Annotated in this window: 16 protein-coding genes; 9 read left to right on the plus strand and 7 right to left on the minus strand. The window is 70.5% G+C overall.

The genetic code is table 11. The features are described 5' to 3' along the window. Positions 1–40 precede the first annotated feature (40 nt). Positions 41–1,462, minus strand: a complete 1,422-nt coding sequence (sufB, locus tag ACFYR3_RS00880; RefSeq protein WP_355856238.1) for a Fe-S cluster assembly protein SufB — start codon at positions 1,460–1,462, stop codon at positions 41–43. Next, positions 1,459–2,202 carry a metalloregulator ArsR/SmtB family transcription factor gene (locus ACFYR3_RS00885; protein ID WP_356781970.1) on the minus strand — a complete coding sequence of 248 codons (744 nt, stop codon included), beginning with the start codon at positions 2,200–2,202 and terminating at the stop codon, positions 1,459–1,461. The genes sufB and ACFYR3_RS00885 overlap by 4 nt, the downstream gene beginning before the upstream one ends. 161 nt (positions 2,203–2,363) lie before the next feature. Between ACFYR3_RS00885 and ACFYR3_RS00890 the strand changes: the two genes are divergently transcribed. The 4 genes from ACFYR3_RS00890 (at position 2,364) to ACFYR3_RS00905 (ending at position 6,197) form a co-directional block, all read left to right on the plus strand. Continuing rightward, positions 2,364–3,155 carry an AAC(3) family N-acetyltransferase gene (locus tag ACFYR3_RS00890; protein WP_355856244.1) on the plus strand — a complete coding sequence of 264 codons (792 nt, stop codon included), beginning with the start codon at positions 2,364–2,366 and terminating at the stop codon, positions 3,153–3,155. Between the two features lie 56 nt (positions 3,156–3,211). Further along, positions 3,212–4,135 carry an ABC transporter ATP-binding protein gene (locus tag ACFYR3_RS00895; RefSeq protein ID WP_355856247.1) on the plus strand — a complete coding sequence of 308 codons (924 nt, stop codon included), beginning with the start codon at positions 3,212–3,214 and terminating at the stop codon, positions 4,133–4,135. A gap of 180 nt (positions 4,136–4,315) precedes the next feature. Next, positions 4,316–5,131: an ABC transporter permease gene (locus ACFYR3_RS00900; protein WP_389280891.1), complete on the plus strand. Its 816-nt coding sequence runs from the start codon at positions 4,316–4,318 to the stop codon at positions 5,129–5,131. A gap of 58 nt (positions 5,132–5,189) precedes the next feature. Continuing rightward, positions 5,190–6,197 carry a COX15/CtaA family protein gene (locus tag ACFYR3_RS00905; RefSeq protein WP_356781967.1) on the plus strand — a complete coding sequence of 336 codons (1,008 nt, stop codon included), beginning with the start codon at positions 5,190–5,192 and terminating at the stop codon, positions 6,195–6,197. Positions 6,198–6,234: 37 nt separating this feature from the next. Here the strand turns inward: ACFYR3_RS00905 and ACFYR3_RS00910 are convergent, their stop codons facing one another. From ACFYR3_RS00910 to ACFYR3_RS00925, 4 genes are all read right to left on the minus strand, one after another. Continuing rightward, a complete protein-coding gene (locus tag ACFYR3_RS00910) occupies positions 6,235–6,999 on the minus strand; it encodes a nucleotidyltransferase domain-containing protein (protein ID WP_355856253.1) in 765 nt (254 codons plus the stop codon). A gap of 72 nt (positions 7,000–7,071) precedes the next feature. Next, positions 7,072–8,178, minus strand: coding sequence for an amidohydrolase family protein (locus ACFYR3_RS00915; protein ID WP_389280894.1), 1,107 nt, complete (start codon positions 8,176–8,178; stop codon positions 7,072–7,074). Positions 8,179–8,306: 128 nt separating this feature from the next. Further along, positions 8,307–8,663, minus strand: coding sequence for a hypothetical protein (locus tag ACFYR3_RS00920; protein WP_356781964.1), 357 nt, complete (start codon positions 8,661–8,663; stop codon positions 8,307–8,309). Between the two features lie 142 nt (positions 8,664–8,805). Then, on the minus strand, positions 8,806–9,792 hold the full coding sequence (locus ACFYR3_RS00925) for a heme o synthase (RefSeq protein ID WP_389281216.1): 987 nt from the start codon (positions 9,790–9,792) through the stop codon (positions 8,806–8,808). 354 nt (positions 9,793–10,146) lie between these two features. Here ACFYR3_RS00925 and tkt point away from each other — a divergent pair, with 354 nt between their 5' ends. From tkt to pgl, 5 genes are read left to right on the plus strand one after another with little or no spacing between them, the layout of a single operon-like run. Beyond that, positions 10,147–12,234, plus strand: coding sequence for a transketolase (gene tkt, locus ACFYR3_RS00930; RefSeq protein ID WP_389280897.1), 2,088 nt, complete (start codon positions 10,147–10,149; stop codon positions 12,232–12,234). Between the two features lie 34 nt (positions 12,235–12,268). After that, complete coding sequence (gene tal / locus ACFYR3_RS00935; RefSeq protein ID WP_355856268.1) at positions 12,269–13,387, plus strand: transaldolase; 1,119 nt, start codon at positions 12,269–12,271, stop codon at positions 13,385–13,387. A 1-nt stretch (position 13,388) separates the two neighbouring features. Then, complete coding sequence (gene zwf, locus ACFYR3_RS00940; protein WP_355856313.1) at positions 13,389–14,915, plus strand: glucose-6-phosphate dehydrogenase; 1,527 nt, start codon at positions 13,389–13,391, stop codon at positions 14,913–14,915. Then, entirely contained in the window at positions 14,912–15,979 is a 1,068-nt protein-coding gene (opcA, locus tag ACFYR3_RS00945; protein ID WP_355856271.1) for a glucose-6-phosphate dehydrogenase assembly protein OpcA, read from the plus strand. Before zwf ends, opcA begins: the two co-directional genes overlap by 4 nt. Continuing rightward, positions 15,976–16,758, plus strand: a complete 783-nt coding sequence (pgl, locus tag ACFYR3_RS00950) for a 6-phosphogluconolactonase (protein WP_355856274.1) — start codon at positions 15,976–15,978, stop codon at positions 16,756–16,758. Before opcA ends, pgl begins: the two co-directional genes overlap by 4 nt. Positions 16,759–17,055: 297 nt before the next feature. Here the strand turns inward: pgl and ACFYR3_RS00955 are convergent, their stop codons facing one another. After that, the gene (locus ACFYR3_RS00955; protein ID WP_389280900.1) at positions 17,056–22,074 is read right to left on the minus strand and encodes a DUF3320 domain-containing protein; all 5,019 of its coding nucleotides are present in this window, start codon (positions 22,072–22,074) and stop codon (positions 17,056–17,058) included. Between the last annotated feature and the right edge of the window lie 157 nt (positions 22,075–22,231).

Consider the following 22,231-nt stretch of genomic DNA (forward strand, 5'->3'; position numbering starts at 1 on the left):
CTTTCTTACGTGAGTGGCTTGATGGATACGGCGGCGGCGCTCAGCCGACCGCGCCTTCCATCTGGAGCTCGATCAGCCGGTTGAGCTCGAGGGCGTACTCCATGGGCAGTTCCTTGGCGATCGGCTCGACGAAGCCGCGCACGATCATCGCCATCGCCTCGAACTCCGTCAGACCGCGGCTCATCAGGTAGAAGAGCTGGTCGTCGGAGACCTTGGAGACGGTCGCCTCGTGGCCCATGGACACGTCGTCCTCGCGGACGTCCACGTACGGGTACGTGTCCGAGCGGGAGATGGTGTCGACGAGCAGCGCGTCGCACAGGACGTTCGACTTGGAGCCGTGGGCGCCCTCGCCGATCTCGACGAGACCGCGGTAGGACGTACGGCCGCCACCGCGCGCCACGGACTTCGACACGATGTTCGAGGAGGTGTTCGGCGCCATGTGGACCATCTTGGAGCCGGCGTCCTGGTGCTGCCCCTCGCCCGCGAAGGCGATGGACAGGGTCTCGCCCTTGGCGTGCTCGCCCATCAGGTAGACGGCCGGGTACTTCATCGTGACCTTGGAGCCGATGTTGCCGTCGATCCACTCCATGGTCGCGCCCTCGTACGCCACGGCGCGCTTGGTGACCAGGTTGTAGACGTTGTTCGACCAGTTCTGGATGGTCGTGTAGCGGCAGCGGCCGCCCTTCTTCACGATGATCTCGACCACCGCGGAGTGCAGGGAGTCCGAGGAGTAGATCGGCGCCGTACAACCCTCGACGTAGTGCACGTAGGCACCCTCGTCGACGATGATCAGGGTCCGCTCGAACTGGCCCATGTTCTCCGTGTTGATACGGAAGTAGGCCTGGAGCGGAATCTCGACGTGCACACCCTTCGGCACGTAGATGAACGAGCCGCCGGACCACACCGCGGAGTTCAGCGACGCGAACTTGTTGTCGCCCACCGGGATGACGGTGCCGAAGTACTCCTTGAAGAGCTCAGGGTGCTCCTTGAGCGCCGTGTCGGTGTCCATGAAGATGACACCCTGCGCCTCGAGCTCTTCGTTGATCTGGTGGTAGACGACCTCGGACTCGTACTGGGCCGCGACACCGGCGACGAGGCGCTGCTTCTCCGCCTCGGGGATGCCGAGCTTGTCGTACGTGTTCTTGATGTCCTCGGGCAGGTCCTCCCAGGACTCCGCCTGCTTCTCCGTGGAGCGCACGAAGTACTTGATGTTGTCGAAGTCGATGCCCGACAGGTCGGAACCCCAGTTGGGCATGGGCTTCTTCTCGAAGAGGCGCAGCCCCTTGAGACGGAGCTTGGTCATCCACTCCGGCTCGCTCTTCTTCCCGGAGATGTCGCGGACGACGTCCTCGTTGATGCCGCGCTTGGCAGAGGCGCCGGCCGTGTCGGAGTCGGCCCAGCCGTATTCGTACTTGCCCAGGCCTTCGAGTTCGGGGTGGGCAGTCTCCGTGGGGAGCGTCATGCGGGGTTCCTCCCGGCCGTGCTTGCAGATGCGTTATGAGTGGTTTGCGAAATCTTGGGGATGAACGTCGTGCACACCCCGTCGCCGTGGGCGATGGTGGCCAGCCGCTGAACATGCGTGCCGAGCAGCTGGGAGAAGAACTCCGTCTCCGCCTCGCACAGCTGCGGGAACCGCTCGGCGACATGCGCGACCGGGCAGTGGTGCTGGCAGAGCTGCTCGCCGACCGGTGCGCTGCGCGCCGTGGCAGCGTACCCGTCGGCACTCAGAGCCTTGGCCAGCGCTTCCGTGCGCTCCTCGGGGGTCGCGGCCTCTATGGCCTCGCGATACGCCCCGGCCTGCGCGGCGATCCGGGCGCGGGCGAAGGAGAGGATCGCCTCGTCCCCGCCCTCGCGCTCGGCGATCCAGCGCAGGGCGTCCTCGGCGAGCTTGTCGTAGGACTGGTCGAAGGCGTCCCGGCCGCAGTCGGTCAGGGCGAACACCTTGGCGGGACGTCCGCGCGTACGCGCTCCGTAGACCCGCTGCTCACGTGCTTCCACGATGTCGTCGGCGACCAGCGCGTCGAGATGGCGGCGTACGGCGGCGTGGGTCAGACCCAGTCGGCCCGCCAGGTCGGCGACGGTCGACGGGCCGTGGTCCAGGACGGACCGCACGACCCGGTTGCGCGTCGAGCGCTCACCGGTCGCGAGTTCCTCCTGCGGGGCCCCCGCGGGGGTCTCCCGAGCCTCGCCAACGTTTTTCACAACACCATTGTTGCGTAATTCCTCAGGGCCTGACAAGCCGCCCCCCTCGGGGCGGGCGGTGCGCTGCATCACTTAGGTATGCCTAACGTGACCTGGGCAAACGATCTTTGATCGATCAATTCGCTGGCGCAGGGACCGTCTCTCGGGGAGACTGCCGGACCATGCCGACACCCCCTCCGACCGGCCCACTCGTCACCCGGGACACCCTCGCCGGGGACCTGCGCACCCTGGGCGTACGACCGGGAGAAACGCTTCTTGTGCACTCCTCGCTGAGTGCCCTCGGGTGGGTCAACGGCGGCCCCGTGACCGTCGTAAAAGGACTGCTCGACGCCCTCGGTCCGGACGGCACCCTGGTGGTCCCGACGCAGTCCGGCGACCTCTCCGACCCGGCGCTGTGGGGCCGTCCGCCGGTTCCCGAGGAGTGGTGGCCGACCATTCGGGCGACCATGCCCGCCTACGACCCCCGTATTACGCCCTCCCGCGGGGTCGGCGTGATACCCGAGACCGTCCGCAACTGGCCCGGCGCCCTGCGCAGCGCGCACCCGGAGACCTCGTTCGCGGCGCTGGGCCCGGGCGCAGCGGCGGTCGTCGACGGGCACGCGCCCGACTGCCGGCTCGGTGAGCGAAGCCCGCTGGCCCGCCTGGAGGCCCGCGGTGCCCGCGTCCTGCTGCTCGGCGCGGGCTACGACACCTGCACCAGCTTCCACCTGGCCGAATACCGCATCCCCTCGCCCGTCGTGGAAGTCGGACGGCCGTCCCCGACGGGCTGGGAGAAGGTGCGGGAGGTGTCGATCACCTCCGAACTGTTCGAGGAGCTGGGCTCCGACTTCGAACGGGATCGTCCCGTCGTACGGGGCACCGTCGGCGCGGCCGGGGCGCGGCTCTTCCCGGTGGCCGACGCCGTGGCGTACGCGGAGCGGTGGCTGCCGCTGCACCGGCCACGGGACCTGTAGGTGGATGCGGCCCCCGGCGGTTCCGGACCGCGCGGACGTCCCTAGACTTGCGCCTCATGCGAAGCGAGCCCGTGGTCCAGGTCCAGGCCCTGGTGAAGCGGTACGGCACGAAGACCGCGGTGGACGGCCTCGACCTGGTGGCCACGGCGGGCATCACCGCCGTCCTCGGACCCAACGGCGCGGGCAAGACGACCACGGTCGAGACCTGCGAGGGATACCGGAAGCCGGACTCCGGCACCGTGCGCGTGCTGGGCCTCGACCCGGCGCGACAGTCCGGGGAGCTGCACTCCCGTATCGGCGTGATGCTCCAGTCCGGCGGCGTCTACTCGGGCGCCCGCGCGGACGAGATGCTCCGGCATGTCGCGAAACTGCACGCCCACCCCCTGGACGTCGACACGCTCATCGAGCGGCTCGGCCTGGAGGGCTGCGGCCGGACGACGTACCGGCGGCTGTCGGGCGGCCAGCAGCAGCGCCTCGCGCTCGCCATGGCGGTCGTAGGCCGCCCCGAGCTGGTCTTCCTCGACGAGCCGACAGCCGGGCTCGACCCGCAGGCCCGCCGCGCCACCTGGGAACTGGTCCGCGACCTGCGGTCCGACGGTGTCTCCGTGATCCTCACCACGCACTACATGGACGAGGCCGAACAGCTCGCCGACGACGTCGCGATCATCGACGCGGGCCGGGTCGTCGCCCAGGGCTCCCCCGAGGAGCTGTGCCGCGGCGGCGCCGAGAACACCCTGCGCTTCACCGGCCGCCCCGGGCTCGACGTGGGCTCACTGCTGAAGGCCCTCCCCGCGGACTCCACGGCGGCCGAGCTGACACCGGGCGCCTACCGGGTCGGCGGCAAGGTCGACCCGCAGCTGCTGGCGACCGTGACGTCCTGGTGCGCCCAGCACGGCGTGATGCCGGAGAAGATCTCGGTCGAACGCCACACCCTGGAAGACGTTTTTCTTGAGCTGACCGGCAAGGAGCTGCGCTCATGAACCAAGCACGACCGGAGCCCGGCCGGGGGTCCGGGGGTTGCCCCCCGGGCAAACACAGCCTGGAGCTGACCGGCAAGGAGCTGCGCTCATGAACCAAGCACGACCGGAGCCCGGCCGGGGGTCCGGGGGTCGTCCCCCGGGCAAACACAGCCTGGAGCTGACCGGCAAGGAGCTGCGCTCATGAGCCAGGCACAGCTTGGAACCGACCGGCAAGGAGCTGCGTTCGTGACCACCGCCGGTACGTACACCCCGAGGCCGGGCGCCGCCCCGCTGCCGCGCATGATCGGCGCACAGGCCGCGCTGGAGACGCGGATGCTGCTCCGCAACGGCGAGCAGCTCCTCCTGACCGTCGTGATCCCGACGCTGCTGCTCGTCCTGTTCAGCTCGGTCGACATCATCGACACCGGTGCGGGCAAGGCGGTCGACTTCCTGGCGCCGGGCATCCTGGCACTCGCCGTGATGTCGACGGCGTTCACCGGCCAGGCCATCGCCACGGGCTTCGAGCGCCGGTACGGCGTCCTGAAGCGACTGGCCGCCTCGCCGCTCCCCCGCTGGGGCCTGATGACGGCCAAGACGGCATCGGTCCTGGTCACGGAGATCCTTCAGGTGATCCTGCTCACCGTGATCGCCTTCGCGCTGGGCTGGTCGCCGCACGGCAACCCGCTCGCCGTCCTGCTCCTGCTGATCCTCGGCACGGCTGCCTTCTCCGGGCTCGGCCTGCTCATGGCGGGCACGCTCAAGGCCGAGGCGACACTGGCCGCCGCCAACCTCGTCTTCCTGCTGTTCCTGGTCGGCGGCGGGGTGATCGTGCCGATGGACAAGTTCCCCGCCGGCGCCCAGGACGCGCTCGGTCTGCTGCCCATCTCGGCGCTCTCCGACGGACTGCGGGACGTGCTCCAGCACGGTGCCGGGATGCCCTGGGCCGACCTGGGGATCCTGGCCGTCTGGGCGGTCGTGGGACTCGGCGCGGCCGGCCGGTTCTTCCGCTGGGAATGACCGGGAGCACCCGTTCCGGGGCGACCCTCGTGAAAGCGTGCACAAGCGGCCCCCTACGATGGTGCGCGTGCCGAACCTGACCCGAGCCGACGCCCTCAGCGCGGTGCGCAACCCGCTCGCCTTCATCGCCGAACGCTGGACCCCGACCTCCCGGACGGTGCAGCGCGCGGCCCTCGCCGCGCTCGTCATGGCGGTCGTCATCGTGGTCACCGGCGGTGCCGTGCGGCTCACCGGCTCCGGTCTCGGCTGCCCGACCTGGCCCAAGTGCACCGACGACTCGCTCACGGCGACCAGCGCGATGGGCCTGCACGGCGCCATCGAGTTCGGCAACCGCATGCTGACGTACGTGCTGTGCGCCGCCGTCGGATGGGCGATCATCGCCGCCCGCTCGCAGAAGCCGTGGCGGCGGAGCCTCACCCGGCTCGGCTGGGCCCAGTTCTGGATCGTCATGAGCAACGCGATCCTCGGTGGCATCGTCGTCCTGGTCGGCCTCAACCCCTACACGGTCGCCGCCCACTTCCTGCTCTCCACGGCGCTCATCACCGTCGCCGCGTTCATGTGGCAACGCACCCGTGAGGGCGACGCGGCGGCGCGTCCGCTCGTCGGCAAGTCGGTCCAGCAGCTCGTGTGGTTCCTGGTCGTCGCCGCCGTCCTGCTGATCGCGGCCGGCACGGTCGTCACCGGTGCCGGCCCGCACGCGGGTGACTCCAGCAAGGTCGACCGCATCCCCGTCAGCTGGGAGAACGTCGCCAAGCTGCACGCCGTGCTGGCCTGGATCGTCGTCACGCTGACCTTCGCCCTGTGGTTCGTCCTGAAGGCGGTCGACGCTCCCCAGGGTCCCCTGCGGCGCACCCGCGACCTGTTCCTGATCCTCCTGTCCCAGGGCGTCATCGGCTACGTCCAGTACTTCACCAACCTGCCCGAGGCCCTGGTCGCCCTGCACATGCTCGGCTCCTGCCTGGTGTGGATCGGGGTGCTGCGCGTCCTGCTGGCCCTGCGCGAACGCCCGGAGATCGTGGCGGACCTGCCGGGTCCCGCGACCCAATCGGCGCTCACGCGCGCGTAAGCCCTCCGTCGGCGCGTACCTCCGGACCCCGGCACCTTCACGCGCGCGTGGACCCCTCGTACGCGGTCACCAGGCCGTCGATCGCGGGGCCGAGGAAGTCTCTCGTCAGCCCGGCACGGCGCCGCGCCCACTCGCGGGTGGGCGGCGCGGCCGCCCCGTAACGCCGGACCCTGGTGTCCTCGACGACCTCCACCGGAGCCCCGAGCCCGGGGAGCAGGCCGAGAGCCTCCCCCTTGGAGATCAGCCGCCCGTCCCGCAGTGTCACCGTCGCCCGCGCGAAGGTCACCGTGCCCAGGTCGACCCATACGTCCCGGGTCCACAGCCTGGCCTTGTCCACCGCGGGGCGCCAGAACTCCTTCTGGTCCCGGACGACGAAGGCGCGCAGCTCCCCTTCCGGGACGGGTGGCAGCAGGTCCGCCGGGCGTAAGCCGTGCAGGACGCGTCCGAAGGTGTGCAGCTCACGGCGGGTCACCGGGGTGACCGGCCGTCGCAGCGGACCGTTGTGGGCCCAGGTGAGGTACGACCGCTCGGCGCCGGCCGCCGTCCCGGGCGTGAGGTAGCTGCAATGCAGCTTCGCGGCCAGCGGCTCCTCGGCACGCAGCCGCCGGTGCAGCCGGATCAGCTCGCGTACGGTGCCGAGCCGGACGGGGTCCTCCAGCACCGCGATCAGGTCGAGGTCGCTGCGCCCCTCCTGGTAGTCGCCGCCGGCCAGCGACCCGTGCGCCCACACGGCGACCGGGTCGAGGGCGCGCAGATCGGCGAGGAAACGGTCGAGCAGCCGGGCGGTGGCTTCGTCGGTCATCAGGACAGTCTGGAGCCGCCCGGCACTCCGGTGAAGGCACGTGACCGTATCCGGCGACCGCACCCGCCGGGCTCACTCCACCGCGTACACCCGCCGGGCGTTCCCCGCCGCGATCAGGGCCGCCACCCGCTGGGCGTCGGCGAGCGACCAGGCCCCTTCGGTGACCCAGCTGCCGAGCACCCGTGCGAGTGCCTCGCGGAAGAGGCGTGCTCCGATCACATGGAGTTCGGGCAGGCCCTGTGCTCCGCTGGAGAAGAGGAGTTTGCCGAAGGGGGCGAGTTCCAGGATCTCGGCGAGGACGGCCGCCGCCCGTGCGCCGGTGCGGACGAGGGCCGCGCCCAGGTCGGCGTACACATGCGGGAAGACCCCGGCGAGGTGGGCCGCGTGCCGGTGGTACGGGTAGCCGTGCAGCAGGACCAGGTCGGTGCCGAGGCCGGCCGTGGCGCGGGCGAAGTCGGTGAGCAGGACGGGGCCGGTGCGGTCGATGCGCTGTCCGGGCTCACCGAGTCCGGCGTGCAGTTGCAGGGGCAGACCCGACGCGACCGCGATCCACAGCAGATGGCGGAGCAGGACGGGGTCGGTGAGCGTGCCGCCCACCGTGCGGCCCGCGAGCCAGCGGCCCGCCGCGCCCCGTACCTCCCCGGGTCCCGGTGGTTCGGGCGCCAGTGCCAGGTCGTGCCGCACGCCCGCGACCGAGGTGAAGGCCACGGCGTTCGCGGCGGCTCCGTGGATGGACTCGGCGAGATTGGCGAGAAAGGACTCGACGGTTCCCGAGGTGTCGGCGACCTGTTCGGCGAGCAGTTCCAGACGGACGATCTCGTGCGCCCTGGCGGCTCCCGTGGAGGCCATCTCGCCCGGCCCGGTCAGGTCGCCGGGCAGCCCGGTGTCGACGAGATACGTGGTGATGCCGCTGCCGCGCAGCAGTCTGCGGCCCGATTCCAGTACGCCGAGTTCGCGGCGCCGGGCCAGATAGTGGGCGGGCGTGCAGTGCGGTTCGAGCCCGAGCAGGGGTGGACACCAGCGTCGCAGGGCGAACCCGGTCTGGGTGTCGAAGAACGTGGTGCCCGCGGCCGGTGGCCCCTCGGTCCTGGCGAGGTGGGCCTCGAACGTGCCGAGGCCCAGCTCCGTCCGCAGTACGCCGTGGCAGTACTGGTCCACCAGGGACGGCGTTTCGATCATCCGGACTCCCCGCGAATGGACCGTTGCTTCTCAGGTCCTAACGGCTGAGCCGGGTGTCAGGTGTTGGTCGCACACACCCCGTGCGAACCGCCGACGATTGTCGGCCGTCCGTGCGAGGAGTGACCCCGTCAGTCGTTGGCGCGGCCGCCGAGCTGGATGCCGGCCATGCGCTTCCACTCGTACGGTCCGGTCTTCACCTTGGCCGCGAACTCTCCGTCGAATGCCTCGTGGACGGTGATCCCGGCCTTCTTCACAGCGTCCTCGGCGATCTCGTAGCTCGTCGCCACGAGGTCGCCCCAGCCGCCGTCCTCGCCGACGAGCACGATGCGGGCGCCGCGCTGTCCGATGTACGCGACCTGTGCCTCAGCCCCGCCGTGCGCCTTGGAGAAGGCCGTGATCCGCTGTGCGAGCTTGGCGGCGGCACGCTCGGCCTTGGGGTCCTGGACGGTGCTGGGGGTCTCGTCGATCTGCTGGGTGTCTGCCATGGCCAGGATGCTACCGACGGGTAGATCGAACGGCGACGGGAGGGGTGCGTGGCCTTGACCACGCACCCGGGGTTTTTCGGCTCCGAAGCCCACGGTTTCGCTCCGGCAGACGGCAGGGAGCAGGGAGCAGGGAGCAGGCTGTCTAGCGGAGGAAGGGGTCCACCGCGACGGCCACGAAGAGGATCGACACGTAGGTGATCGACCAGTGGAACAGCCGCATCTCCTTGAGCTTGCCGCCGGTCACCTCGGCCTTGGCCCGGTTCTGCAGGCCGTGTGCCTCCCACAGCCAGAACCCGCCCGCGCCGAGCGCGACGACGGTGTAGAACCAGCCCGTGTACCCGAGCGGGGTGAGCAGCAGCGAGACCGCGACCATCACCCAGCTGTAGATGACGATCTGGCGGGCGACCACCTTGTTGCTCGCGACGACGGGCAGCATCGGCACGCCCACGCGCGCGTAGTCGTCCCGCACCTTCATGGACAGCGGCCAGTAGTGCGGAGGCGTCCAGAAGAACATGACGAGGAAGAGGATGACCGGCGCCCACGACATGGAGTTCGTGACGGACGACCAGCCGATGAGCACGGGCAGGCAGCCGGCGATGCCGCCCCACACGATGTTCTGCGAGGTACGGCGTTTGAGGATCATCGTGTAGACGACGACGTAGAAGAGGAGCGCTCCGAGCGACAGCCAGGCGGACAGCCAGTTGACGGCCAGACCGAACAGCAGGGTCGAAACGACGGCCAGGGCGATACCGAACGCGAGGCACTCGCGGGGGCTGACCATGCCGGTGACGAGCGGACGCTGCGAGGTGCGCTCCATGAGCGCGTCGATGTCGCGGTCGATGTACATGTTCAGCGCGTTGGCGCCGCCCGCGGACAGGAACCCGCCGAGGCAGGTGAGGAGCACCAGCTTCAGGTCGGGCACGCCCTGCTGGGCCAGGAACATCACCGGGACGGTGGTGATCAGCAGCAGTTCGATGATCCGCGGCTTGGTCAGCGCCACGAACGCCTTGAGACGGGCCCCGAACGGCCGCTGGCCCCGGCTGCTGCTCGTCCCGAGAACACCCTCCCCCAGAGCCTCAAGGGCCTGGGAGGTACCCCCAGGACGGGATTCGACGGCCGTCACGCACACCCCTGACAGAGACATCCCAGCAAGCCTCGGGAGTGAATTCCCCGTAAAGACTCACGCGTACCACGCCACTGTAGACGTTGCCCAGACCCCGGCATTCGCGGGGGTGGGCTCGTGTTGAGCAGCGCCGCTGGAAGAGCCGATCGACACTCGATTGAGCACTCGGACGAGCGGCACCGTATTCACGTGTCGAACACGGAACATCCCAGTCGGGAGGCGGATCCCGATGAGTCCCGGCAGTCTGGAATGACTCGAAAAAACGCACGTACTCACGGGGGTAGGCTCGACAACGGCCGGGGCGCCCAGTGCACCGGCATATCGACATGTGTGACATGTGGAGAGGAGCCCTGACCCAGGGTGAGCACCAAGCCGACCACCACAGACCTCGAGTGGACCGAGCTGGACCAGCGGGCCGTCGACACCGCCCGCGTCCTGGCCGCCGATGCCGTACAGAAGGTCGGCAACGGCCATCCCGGTACGGCCATGAGCCTGGCGCCCGCCGCCTACACCCTCTTCCAGAAGGTGATGCGGCACGACCCGGCGGACACCGACTGGGTTGGACGTGACCGCTTCGTGCTGTCCGCCGGCCATTCTTCCCTGACCCTCTACACCCAGCTCTACCTGGCCGGGTTCGGCCTGGAGCTGGAGGACCTCGAGTCCTTCCGGACCTGGGGCAGCAGGACCCCCGGGCACCCCGAGTACGGGCACACGCCGGGCGTGGAGACCACGACCGGTCCGCTCGGCCAGGGTGTCGCCAACGCGGTGGGCATGGCGATGGCCGCCCGCTACGAGCGCGGTCTGTTCGACCCGGACGCGCCGCAGGGCGAGTCCCCGTTCGACCACTTCATCTACGCGATCGCCGGTGACGGCTGTCTCCAGGAGGGCATCTCCGCGGAGGCCTCCTCCATGGCAGGGCACCAGCAGCTCGGCAACCTCGTCCTGCTGTGGGACGACAACCACATCTCGATCGAGGGCGACACCGAGACCGCGGTCTCCGAGGACACGGTCAAGCGCTACGAGGCGTACGGCTGGCACGTGCAGCGCGTCGCCCCGAAGCCGGACGGCGATCTCGACCCGCACGCCATCTACAACGCCATCGAGGCCGCGAAGAAGGTGACGGACAAGCCGTCGTTCATCGCGATGCGCTCGATCATCGCCTGGCCCGCCCCGAACGCGCAGAACACCGAGGCCGCGCACGGCTCGGCGCTCGGCGACGACGAGGTCGCGGCCACCAAGCGCGTCCTCGGCTTCGACCCGGAGAAGTCCTTCGACGTCGCCGCCGAGGTGCTGGCCCACACCCGCCAGGCCCTGGACCGGGGTGCTCAGGCCAAGGCCGAGTGGGAGAAGGGCTACGCCGCCTGGCGGACCGCCAACCCGGAGCGCGCCGCGGAGTACGACCGCATCGCCGCGACCGAGCTGCCGGCCGGCTGGGAGGAGAAGCTCCCGGTCTTCGAGGCGGGCACGGGTGTCGCCACGCGTGCCGCGTCCGGCAAGGTGCTGCAGGCCCTCGGCGCGGTCATCCCCGAGCTGTGGGGCGGCTCCGCCGACCTGGCCGGCTCGAACAACACCACGATCGACAAGAACAGCTCGTTCCTCCCGGCGGACAACCCGCTGCCGGAGGCCCACCCGTACGGCCGCACGATCCACTTCGGCATCCGCGAGCACTCGATGGCCGCGGAGATGAACGGCATCGCGCTGCACGGCAACACACGCATCTACGGCGGCACCTTCCTGGTGTTCTCCGACTACATGCGCAACTCGGTCCGCCTGTCGGCCCTGATGCACCTGCCGGTGACGTACGTCTGGACGCACGACTCGATCGGACTCGGCGAGGACGGCCCGACGCACCAGCCGGTCGAGCACCTCGCCGCGCTGCGCGCCATCCCCGGCCTCAACGTCGTCCGTCCCGCGGACGCCAACGAGACGGCGATCGCCTGGCGCGAGATCCTCAAGCGCTACACCAAGGTGTACGGCAAGGGCGCCCCGCACGGTCTCGCGCTGACCCGCCAGGGCGTGCCGACGTACGAGGCCGACGAGAACGCCGCCAAGGGTGGCTACGTGCTGTTCGAGGCCGAGGGCGGCGCGCCCGAGGTCATCCTGATCGGCACCGGCTCCGAGGTGCACGTGGCCGTCGAGGCGCGCGAGCAGCTCCAGGCCGCGGGCATCCCCACGCGGGTCGTGTCCATGCCGTGCGTGGAGTGGTTCGACGAGCAGGACCAGGGGTACCGGGACAGCGTCCTGCCGCCTTCGGTGAAGGCCCGTGTCTCGGTCGAGGCCGGAATCGGTCTCACCTGGCACCGATTCGTCGGGGACGCCGGACGCATTGTTTCGCTGGAGCACTTCGGTGCTTCGGCCGACGGCAAGGTGCTCTTCCGCGAATTCGGTTTCACTGCCGAGAACGTCGCCGAAGTCGCCCGGGAATCGATCGCCGCAGCCCAGCGCTGACGCCGACAAACGACACGTAGGAGATGCAATTTCCATGACAGACGCACTCAAGCGCCTCTCCGAGGAAGGCGTCGCGATCTGGCTGGACGACCTTTCGCGCAAGCGGATCACGTCCGGCAACCTTGCCGAACTGATCGACCAGCAGCACGTCGTGGGCGTCACCACCAATCCGTCGATCTTCCAGAAGGCGATCAGCAGCGGAGACGGTTACGAGCAGCAGGTTTCCGAACTCGCCGCCCGCAAGGTCACCGTCGAGGAAGCCATCCGCATGATCACCACGGCGGACGTCCGCGACGCCGCCGACATCCTGCGCCCCGTCTTCGACGCGACCGGCGGCCAGGACGGCCGGGTCTCGATCGAGGTCGACCCGCGTCTGGCGCACAACACCCCCGCGACCATCGCCGAGGCCAAGCAGCTGGCCTGGCTGGTGGACCGCCCGAACACCCTCATCAAGATCCCGGCCACCAAGGCGGGTCTGCCGGCGATCACCGAGGTCATCGGCCTCGGTATCAGCGTCAACGTCACGCTGATCTTCTCGCTGGAGCGCTACCGCGAGGTCATGGAAGCCTTCGTCGCCGGCCTGGAGAAGGCCAAGGAGCGCGGCCTGGACCTCTCGAAGATCCACTCCGTGGCGTCCTTCTTCGTGTCCCGCGTGGACACCGAGATCGACAAGCGGCTCGACGCCCTGGGCACCCCCGAGGCCAAGGCCGCCCGCGGCAAGGCGGGCGTCGCCAACGCCCGGCTCGCGTACGAGGCGTACGAGGCGGTCTTCTCCACCGACCGCTGGGCCGTCCTCGACCGGGCGCAGGCCAACAAGCAGCGTCCGCTGTGGGCCTCGACCGGCGTCAAGGACCCGGCGTACAAGGACACCCTGTACGTCGACGAGCTGGTCGCGCCGAACACCGTGAACACCATGCCGGAGGCCACTTTGGAGGCCACCGAGGACCACGGTCAGATCACCGGCAACACCATCGCCGGTACGTACGAGCAGTCCCGCGCCGAACTCGACGCCGTCGAGAAGCTCGGGATCGCGTACGACGACGTGGTCCAGCTCCTTGAGGACGAGGGCGTCGAGAAGTTCGAGTCCGCCTGGAACGACCTGCTCAAGTCGACCGAGGCGGAGCTCCAGCGCCTCGCCCCTTCGGAGGGCTGAAATCTTGTCGAGCAGCAACCCGCTGCGTGACCCCGCAGACCGACGGCTCCCGCGTATCGCGGGGCCGTCGGGCCTGGTCATCTTCGGCGTCACGGGCGATTTGTCACGTAAAAAGCTGATGCCTGCGGTGTACGACCTCGCCAATCGGGGACTGCTGCCGCCGGGCTTCTCCCTCGTCGGGTTCGCCCGTCGCGAGTGGGCCCACGAAGACTTCGCCCAGGAGGTCCACGACGCGGTCAAGGAGCACGCCCGCACGCCCTTCCGCGAGGAGGTCTGGCAGCAGCTCGTCCAGGGCATGCGTTTCGTCCAGGGCACCTTCGACGACGACGACTCCTTCGAGCGGCTGCGCTCCACCATCGACGAGCTGGACAAGGCGCAGGGCACGGGCGGCAACTTCGCCTTCTACCTGTCCGTGCCGCCGTCCGCGTTCCCGGTGGTCATCAAGCAGCTGAAGAAGCACCGGCTGGCTGACCAGTCGAACGGCTCCTGGCGGCGCGCGGTCATCGAGAAGCCCTTCGGTCACGACCTCAAGTCGGCCGAGGAGCTCAACTCGATCGTGCACGAGGTCTTCGCCCCGGACCAGGTCTTCCGCATCGACCACTACCTGGGCAAGGAGACGGTCCAGAACATTCTGGCGCTGCGCTTCGCCAACACGATGTTCGAGCCGATCTGGAACCGGTCCTTCGTCGACCACGTGCAGATCACCATGGCCGAGGACATCGGCATCGGCGGCCGGGCCGGTTACTACGACGGCATCGGCGCCGCCCGTGACGTCATCCAGAACCACCTGCTCCAGCTGATGGCGCTGACCGCCATGGAGGAACCCTCCTCCTTCGACGCGGACGCGCTCGCCGCGGAGAAGACCAAGGTGCTCGGCGCGACGCGACTGCCCAAGGACCTGGGCAAGAGCACGGTCCGCGGCCAGTACGCGACAGGGTGGCAGGGCGGCGAGAAGGTCGTCGGCTACCTCCAGGAAGACGGCATCGACCCCAAGTCGAAGACCGACACGTTCGCCGCGATCAAGGTGGAGGTGGACAACCGCCGCTGGGCGGGAGTCCCGTTCTACCTGCGCACCGGCAAGCGTCTGGGCCGCCGGGTCACCGAGATCGCGGTCGTCTTCCAGCGCGCCCCGCACTCCCCCTTCGACCACACGGCGACGGAGGAGCTGGGCCAGAACGCGATCGTCTTCCGCGTCCAGCCCGACGAGGGCGTCACGGTCCGCTTCGGCTCCAAGGTGCCCGGCACCTCCATGGAGATCCGGGACGTCTCGATGGACTTCGCGTACGGCGAGTCCTTCACGGAGTCGAGCCCGGAGGCGTACGAGCGTCTGATCCTCGACGTGCTGCTCGGTGACTCGAACCTCTTCCCGCGCACCGAGGAGGTCGAGCTGTCCTGGAAGATCCTCGACCCGATCGAGCAGTACTGGGACAAGCACGGCAAGCCCGCGCAGTACCCCTCGGGCACCTGGGGTCCCGTCGAGGCGGACGAAATGCTCGAGCGAGACGGACGGAGCTGGCGTCGCCCATGAAGACCGATCTCACGGACACCACGGCCAGCAAGGTCAACAAGGCGCTCGTACAGGGCCGCCGCGCCATCGGCACCCCCGCCGTCGGCATGGTGCTCACCCTCGTCATCGTCACCGACGAGGAGAACGCCTACGACGCCCTGAAGGCCGCCAACGAGGCCTCGCGCGAGCACCCCTCGCGCACCCTCGTGGTCATCAAGCGCGTCTCCCGCTCGCCCCGCGACCGCACGAAGTCGCGTCTCGACGCCGAGGTGCGGCTCGGGGCGGAGGCGGGCACCGGCGAGACGGTGGTGCTGCGCCTGTACGGCGAGGTGATCAACCACGCCCAGTCGGTGGTCCTGCCGCTGCTGCTGCCGGACGCGCCCGTCGTCGTCTGGTGGCCGGTGAACGCGCCGCTCGACCCGGCGAAGGACCCGCTCGGCTCGCTCGCCCAGCGCCGGGTGACCGACACCTACGCCGCCGAGGCCCCGGTACGGGAACTCAACGCCCGCGCCGAGGCCTACACCCCGGGCGACACGGATCTGTCGTGGACCCGCATCACGCCCTGGCGTTCGATGCTGGCCGCGGCCCTGGACCAGGTCACCTGTGACGTGGACGCGGTCGAGGTGGAGGGCGAGGAGTTCAACCCGAGCTGCGAGCTGCTCGCGATGTGGCTCGCGGACCGGCTGGAGGTCCCCGTCAAGCGGTCGCTGTCCTCGGGCCCCGGCCTCACCGCGGTGCGGCTGGAGACGAGCTGCGGCCCGATCGTCCTGGACCGCGCCGACGGCACGCTCGCCACGCTGTCCATCCAGGGGCAGCCCGACCGTGCGGTGGCGCTCAAGCGGCGCGACACGGCCGAGCTGATGGCGGAGGAGCTGCGCCGCCTCGACCCGGACGACACCTACGCCTCGGCGCTGCGCTACGGGGTGAGCCGGCTGAACACGGCGGCGGACATCGCCGAGGCCGGGTCCTCGGGCGGTACCGCGACCGCCACGAAGACGGCCCCGGCCGCCAAGGACTCCCCCGCGGCGGTGGCCGAGAAGGCGCTCGCCAAGAAGGCCGCGGCGGACAGGGCGGCCGCCGAGTGAACACTCCGCAGCTCGTCGTCCACCGCGACAAGGAACTGATGGCCCAGGCCGCGGCGGCGCGGCTGATCACGAAGATCGTGGACGCGCAGGCCTCGCGCGGCTACGCCTCGATCGTGCTCACCGGCGGGCGCAACGGCAACGGGCTCCTCGCGGCGCTCGCGTCCGCGCCCGCCCGGGACGCCGTCGACTGGGCGCGCATCGACCTGTGGTGGGGCGACGAGCGGTACCTCCCCGAGGGCGACCCCGACCGCAATGACACGCAGGCCCGCGCGGCCCTGCTCGACGCGGTGCCGCTGGACCCGGCTCGGGTGCACCCGATGCCCGCGTCCGACGGTCCGCACGGCGCCGACGTGGAGGCGGCGGCGGAGGCGTACGCGGCGGAGCTCGCGAAGGCCGCCGGGCCGGAGAACCACGGCTCGGTCCCGGCGTTCGACGTGCTGATGCTGGGCGTCGGCCCGGACACCCACGTGGCCTCGCTCTTCCCGGAGCTGCCCGCGGTGCGGGAGACGGAGCGGACGGTGGTCGGCGTGCACGGAGCGCCCAAGCCGCCGCCGACCCGGATCTCGCTGACCCTGCCCGCGATCCGCTCCGCCCGCGAGGTGTGGCTGCTCGCGGCCGGCGAGGACAAGGCGGAGGCCGCCGCCATCGCCCTGTCCGGCGCGGGGGAGATCCAGGCTCCGGCGGCGGGCGCGTACGGTCGCTCCCGCACCCTGTGGCTCCTGGACGCGGCGGCGGCATCCCAGCTGCCGCGGTCGCTCTATCCACCGGCTTCCGCCTGAGCCGGGGCGGCAGGGTCACTACGACCCTGCCGCCCCGGCCCACCGGGTCCGCCCATGCCCACCCGGTCCACCCCGGCCCACCCGGTCCGCCCCGGCCCACCGGGTCCGCCCTTGTCCACCGGGTCCGCCCCGGTCCACCGGTCCGGCCCATGCCCACCGGGTCCGCCCCGGTCCGTCGTCGGCCCGCCCCGGTCCGTCGCCGGTGGCTTCGCTCCCGCCCCTTTGGGCCATGCCCCTCGCCTCCGTCCCGGCCCGGGCCTTGCCCTGATCCCGGCCCCGCACTGAGGGCCGGCCCCGTCAGCGGGCCGAGCTGATGCGGTCCCGTCCGCCCTCCAGCCGGCCCTGCCGGTGCAGTTCCGCGATGTCGGCCGCCAGGCAGTCGCGGATGTCCCTGCCCGTGCGGCGCCAGCCGAAGAACTCGCACGCCTGCTTGATCAGCTCGTCCTCGGACATTCCAGGGCACTCGGCGGCCAGCTCGCACAGCGCGACGTGCCGCTCGGCGGGGGCGATGTGCACGACCTTCCGGGCCGTGTCGCCGTCCTCGGGACGCCGAGCCCTGACCACGACGTGCCCCTCCGTGTCGAAGAACGCTCCGTCCATCGAGACGAGACCCGAGCGGACCAGGGTGTGCGCCACCTCCCGGACGTTGTCCCGGATACGGCTGCCCGCCCGGGCGACGCCCCAGGCCTCGCGGGCCCGCTGCACCAACAGGTCCTCGTGGATGGGCCCCTCGACCTCGATGACCTGCGCCAGCAGCTTGCGCAGCGCGGGCCGCGCCTCCGGTGTGTGCAGTTCGTGGCGGGGCCGCACCACGACCGCTTCGGTCCGGTACGGGGTGCTCCACTCCCGTTCCGCGCCACTGTCGACCGGCACACGCTCGTACTCCGGCTCCGCCGGCTGGGGCGTCCGCGGGAGGGGCGGCGCGGCCGACCGCACTCCGGTGCCTTCCGCGGAGACCGGCGCCGCCTTCGGTTCGGTCCGTTCCCCGGAAGACGCGCCTTCCCCGGCCGGTGTCCGTTCGCTGGAGGGTGACGGTCGCGCGGCCGACACCGTGACCGACGCGATGAGCGGCCCCTGGGCGATCGCCTGCTCGACCGCCTCCCGCAACCGCAGCTCCGCGGCGGCGCGACCGCGGTACCAGTCGGTGCCCCAGATGCGGTGGAGACGCCAGCCGAGCCCGTTCAGGACCTGCTCACGCAGCCGGTCCCGGTCCCGGGCCGCCTTCGAGGAGTGGTACATGGCACCGTCGCACTCGATACCGAGCGCGTAGGCGCCGGGCAGTTGCGGATGGCGCACGCCGAGGTCGATGCGGTAGCCGGCGACGCCGACCTGCGGCTGGACCCGGTAGCCCCAGTCCCGCAGAACCGCGAGGACGGACTCCTCGAACGGGCTGTCCGGCTCGGCGTCCGTCTGGACGACGTCGCGGGCGAGGACGGACGGCCCGTTCTCGGCGTATTCGAGATAGCGCTTCAGGTACTGCACGCTCTCGTTGGGGCTGTCGGCCAGGCTCGTACCCCGGAAGGACGAGACGACTTCCATGCGGTAGCGGGCGCGGGTCACCGCCACATTGAGGCGGCGCCAGCCACCGCCCTTGTTGATGGGGCCGAAGTTCAGCCCCAGCTTGCCGTGTTCATCGGGGCCGTAACCCACGGACATGATCATCACATCGCGCTCGTCGCCCTGGACGGATTCCAGGTTCTTGACGAAGAAGCCGTCGAGACGGTCCTCGGTGAAGCAGTGGTCGAGGTCGGGGCGCGCGAGCCGCGCCTGCTGCACGGCCTGGTCGATCGCCGACGCCTGCGCCTGGGAGAGCGCGACGACGCCGAGGGTTCTGCCGGGCCGGGTGTCGAAGTGGTGGAGGACGCGCCGGGCGACGAAGTCCGCTTCCAGGCGGTTGTCACGCCGCCCTCCCCTGTCGTACACACCGTCGGCCTTGAGGAAGGCGACACCGACGTCGTTGCCCTCGTCCAGCGCTCCGGGGAAGGTCACCATCGCGTTGCCGTAGAACTCGCGGTTGCTGAAGGTGATCAGGTTCTCGTGACGGCTGCGGTAGTGCCAGGACAGCGGCAGTTCACGCATGGCGCCGGCCTTGCAGGCATGCAGCAGGGATTCGAAGGAGTCCGGTACGTCCTGCGCGTACTCGTCGGAGTCGTCGTCGACGGAGGAGTCGAAGAACGAGGTCGGCGGCAGCTGCTTGTCGTCACCGGCCACGACGAGGGTGTGTCCCCGGTAGACGCAGTTGACCGCGTCGCTGGGCCGGACCTGGGAAGCCTCGTCGAAGACCACCACGTCGAAGTGGAAGTCCGGCGGCAGGAACTGACTTACCGTCAGCGGGCTCATCATGAAGCACGGCTTGACCGACTGAACGACGTCGCGGGTCCTGCCGAGCAGTTCCCGTACCGGCATGTGGCGGGTCTTCTTCTCCGCCTCCCGGACGATGACGGCGCCCGCTCCCCCGGCGAACCTGCGTGGGCGACGCTTGTTGCAGGCCTCGATGACGGCGCCGCCGGCGGCGGCGATCAGCCGTCGGTCGGCCTCCTGGAAGTCGGTCACCCGCGCGTCGAGGTCGTCGGAGCGGGAACTGCGCAGGCGCTTGTCCGTGGCGAGGATGCCGTCGGCCCAGGCACGCAGCAGCGCCTGCTCGACGACATCGGCCAGCCGGCCCGGTTCGACACCCCGCTCGGCCGCGCTCACCACGAGGTCGTCCGCACTGTGCCGGGCGAGCACGGCGAGGCCGTCGACGTAGGCGTGCCACACCTGTGGGCCCTGCTCGTCGCCGCGGAGGACCGCGATCACCTGGTGGGCCTGGTCGAAGAGGCCCAGCAGTCCGGGCGAGAGCTGGGTGCGGCGGGCGGTGTCGAACAGATCGAGCAGGGCGTTGACGGACCGGGTCCAGCGGTCGGCCCGAGCGCCGACCGTCGCACACCAGGCGCCGAGCGAGTGCCGGACGTTCTCGGCGAGCAGCTCCGGGAGCCGGTCCGCGTCGGCGTCGCAGGCGAGCCGTTCGGCGAGCAGGTCGCGGCGGTCGGCGTCCTGGCTCAACGCCTCGATACGGTCGGCCGTGGACAGCGCCAGGTCGAGATCCGCCAGGGCCTCCCGGCTGCGCGGGACATACCGGCCGAGGAGGGCGGTGTGACGGTCGGTCAGGCGGGCCAGAGCGGCGGCCGCGTCGCGCCACGCGAGCGCCTGCTCCAGCCGGCCCGGCAGCGACTTGCCCCAGAGACCGCTGCGCGTGAGCGCGGTCACGGCTTCCCGGTCGGCCTTGTACTGGGCCGAGAAGCGTCCCATCAGACCGCGGTGCCGACCGGCGAACCGGTCTACCAGGTCCGGCAGTTCGGCGCACGCGAGCACCTGCTCGCCGAAGACGTCCGAGGCCGTGCCGCGGGCCGCTGCCTCGGCGTCCAGGGCGTGGCGCAGCTCCCCCGCCGCCGCGTGTGCCTGCCGCAGGACCTCGGCGTCGAACCATCCACGCGGCGGCCGGTGGGCAGCGCCCGTCAGATCGGCCAACTCGCACAGGGCGAACGCCGTTTCGGCACGGTCCGCCTTCGGCAGGCCGAACAGGTCGGCGAGCTGGGCCACTTGCGCCGACACATCGTCGGGGAGGCCTCCGTCCACCGGTGCCGCCCCCTCCGGGGAGGTCTCCGGGTCCGGGAGACCCTCCCGCAAGGAGCGCACCGCCTGCCGGACTTCGCGCACCGACCGGGGTTCGTCCTGCGTCGCCGCGAAGGGGCGGCGGCCGGTCGCCGTCACCAGGGCGTCCAGGGCGTCCGCGGCCTCGGAGACCACCTGATGCGCGGAGGCGCCGGTCAGTCCGCGCCAGGGGAAGGACTCCCCTTCGGCGGCCGGGCGCCAGGCGCGGCCGATCGTGCGGGAGGCGGTGGCGAGTTCCTGCAGGGCACCGGCGGTCAGACCGCGGACGACCTTGGCGTTCGCCGTGGCCAGCGGCAGCTTCGGAGTGCCGGACTGCTCCAGCAGGACCAGGCGCCCGAGCACGTCGTGCAGGCTGCGCCCCAGGGGTTCACGGGTCTCGTTCATGGCGGCGGCGTACGCGGACAGCTCCTCGCACAGCTTGCGGGCCCGCTCCAGTTCGTGCTCGGCGGCGCCGGTGACACGGACCTCGGTGGTCAGCACCCGGGCGAGTTCGGTGGCCACCGCCTTCTTGCTCGTGTCACCGCTGTGCAGCGCCATCACGAAGTCGCCGAGGCCCACACCGCGCAGCCGGTTCCGTACGACGTCGAGCGCCGCGGCCTTCTCACTGACGAACAGCACACTGCGCCCGGCGTGCATGAGCGCGGCGATCATGTTGGTGATGGTCTGGCTCTTGCCGGTGCCGGGCGGGCCGCTCATCACGAACGACCGCTGGTCGAGGGCGGCGGCGATGCACTGCCGCTGCGAGGCGTCGGCGTCGAGGACCAGGGGGGTCCGCTCGGGCAGCTGGACATCGTCGATGCGGTCCAGGTCCGCCGGTTCGAACGCGATCAGGTCGTCGGGCAGGCCGGCGTCGGGGCCGAGGGCGACGGCCCGGACCAGCGGATGGGCGAGGACCTGCTCCTCGTTCTGCTGGAGGTCCTGGTACATGGCCTCCCGGTGCGAGGCGAACAGCCCGAGCACCACCCGCTCGTCCACCGACCAGCCCTTCAGGCCGGCCGCGACCGACCGGGCGGCGGAGATCACGGCGCGCAGATCCGTGACATCCGTGGCGGTGACCGGACTCCAGTCCACCCCGAGCCGCTCCAGTTTCACGGCGAGCGCCGGATTGTGTATGCGGTCCTGGTCGTCGGCCAGATGGAGGCGACAACGCCGGTTGCTGTCCCTGCGCAGTTCGACCGGGACGAGGAGCAGCGGGGCGGCGCTGCTCTCATGGGCGTCGGTCTCACGCCAGTCGAGCATGCCGACGCCGAGCCACAGCACCCACAGACCGTAGTCGTTGTACATCTGGCCGGACTTCTGCCGTAGTTGGTACAGCGAGCTGTCCAGCGAGGCCTGGGTGGCCTTCTGCGTGACCAGCCCGGTCCGGGCGCCCCGGCCGGCGGCTCCGGTTCCTTCGTCGGCCGTCCCCTCCTCGGCCGCCCCTTCGGCGTCCGCCGTCTCGACGACGGAGGCGAACTCCCAGCCTTTGGCGAGATCGGAGAGGAGACCGCCGGCGGAGGGCGTGGTGATCTCCAGGGTCGCCGTTCTGGTGTGCCGGAAGTTCAGGAGCCGGTTGCGCCCGCCCATGTCCAGCAGGGAGTTGCGCCAGCCGTCGAGAACGGCCTTCAGCCGGTCGAGACCGGGATCGCTGACAGAAGCGGACACGGTCCGGGACTGATCGGGCATACGGTGAATACCTCCTGAGCATCATGCACAGGGGTAGCCACCGCTACAGGCCCCCCTGGAGGTATCTCCCTATCAGCTCGCCTGTTCCGGCACACCGAAGATCGTCGACACGGTATGCGCTTGTTGTGAAGAAATCGAACATCTGATGTGAGGGTGT

It is taken from the genome of Streptomyces sp. NPDC005784, from assembly GCF_042871525.1.
In the GTDB taxonomy this organism is placed as follows: Bacteria; Actinomycetota; Actinomycetes; order Streptomycetales; family Streptomycetaceae; genus Streptomyces.

What these genes read in the sequence shown, in the direction of transcription:
- sufB (WP_355856238.1), bottom strand. Translation starts at nt 1,462, where the DNA reads ATGACGCTCCCCACGGAGACTGCCCACCCCGAACTCGAAGGCCTGGGC.
- ACFYR3_RS00915 (WP_389280894.1), bottom strand. Translation starts at nt 8,178, where the DNA reads ATGATCGAAACGCCGTCCCTGGTGGACCAGTACTGCCACGGCGTACTG.
- tal (WP_355856268.1), top strand. Translation starts at nt 12,269, where the DNA reads ATGACAGACGCACTCAAGCGCCTCTCCGAGGAAGGCGTCGCGATCTGG.
- ACFYR3_RS00895 (WP_355856247.1), top strand. Translation starts at nt 3,212, where the DNA reads ATGCGAAGCGAGCCCGTGGTCCAGGTCCAGGCCCTGGTGAAGCGGTAC.
- ACFYR3_RS00890 (WP_355856244.1), top strand. Translation starts at nt 2,364, where the DNA reads ATGCCGACACCCCCTCCGACCGGCCCACTCGTCACCCGGGACACCCTC.
- ACFYR3_RS00905 (WP_356781967.1), top strand. Translation starts at nt 5,190, where the DNA reads ATGGTGCGCGTGCCGAACCTGACCCGAGCCGACGCCCTCAGCGCGGTG.
- ACFYR3_RS00910 (WP_355856253.1), bottom strand. Translation starts at nt 6,999, where the DNA reads ATGACCGACGAAGCCACCGCCCGGCTGCTCGACCGTTTCCTCGCCGAT.
- ACFYR3_RS00955 (WP_389280900.1), bottom strand. Translation starts at nt 22,074, where the DNA reads ATGCCCGATCAGTCCCGGACCGTGTCCGCTTCTGTCAGCGATCCCGGT.
- opcA (WP_355856271.1), top strand. Translation starts at nt 14,912, where the DNA reads ATGAAGACCGATCTCACGGACACCACGGCCAGCAAGGTCAACAAGGCG.
- ACFYR3_RS00900 (WP_389280891.1), top strand. Translation starts at nt 4,316, where the DNA reads ATGAGCCAGGCACAGCTTGGAACCGACCGGCAAGGAGCTGCGTTCGTG.
- ACFYR3_RS00920 (WP_356781964.1), bottom strand. Translation starts at nt 8,663, where the DNA reads ATGGCAGACACCCAGCAGATCGACGAGACCCCCAGCACCGTCCAGGAC.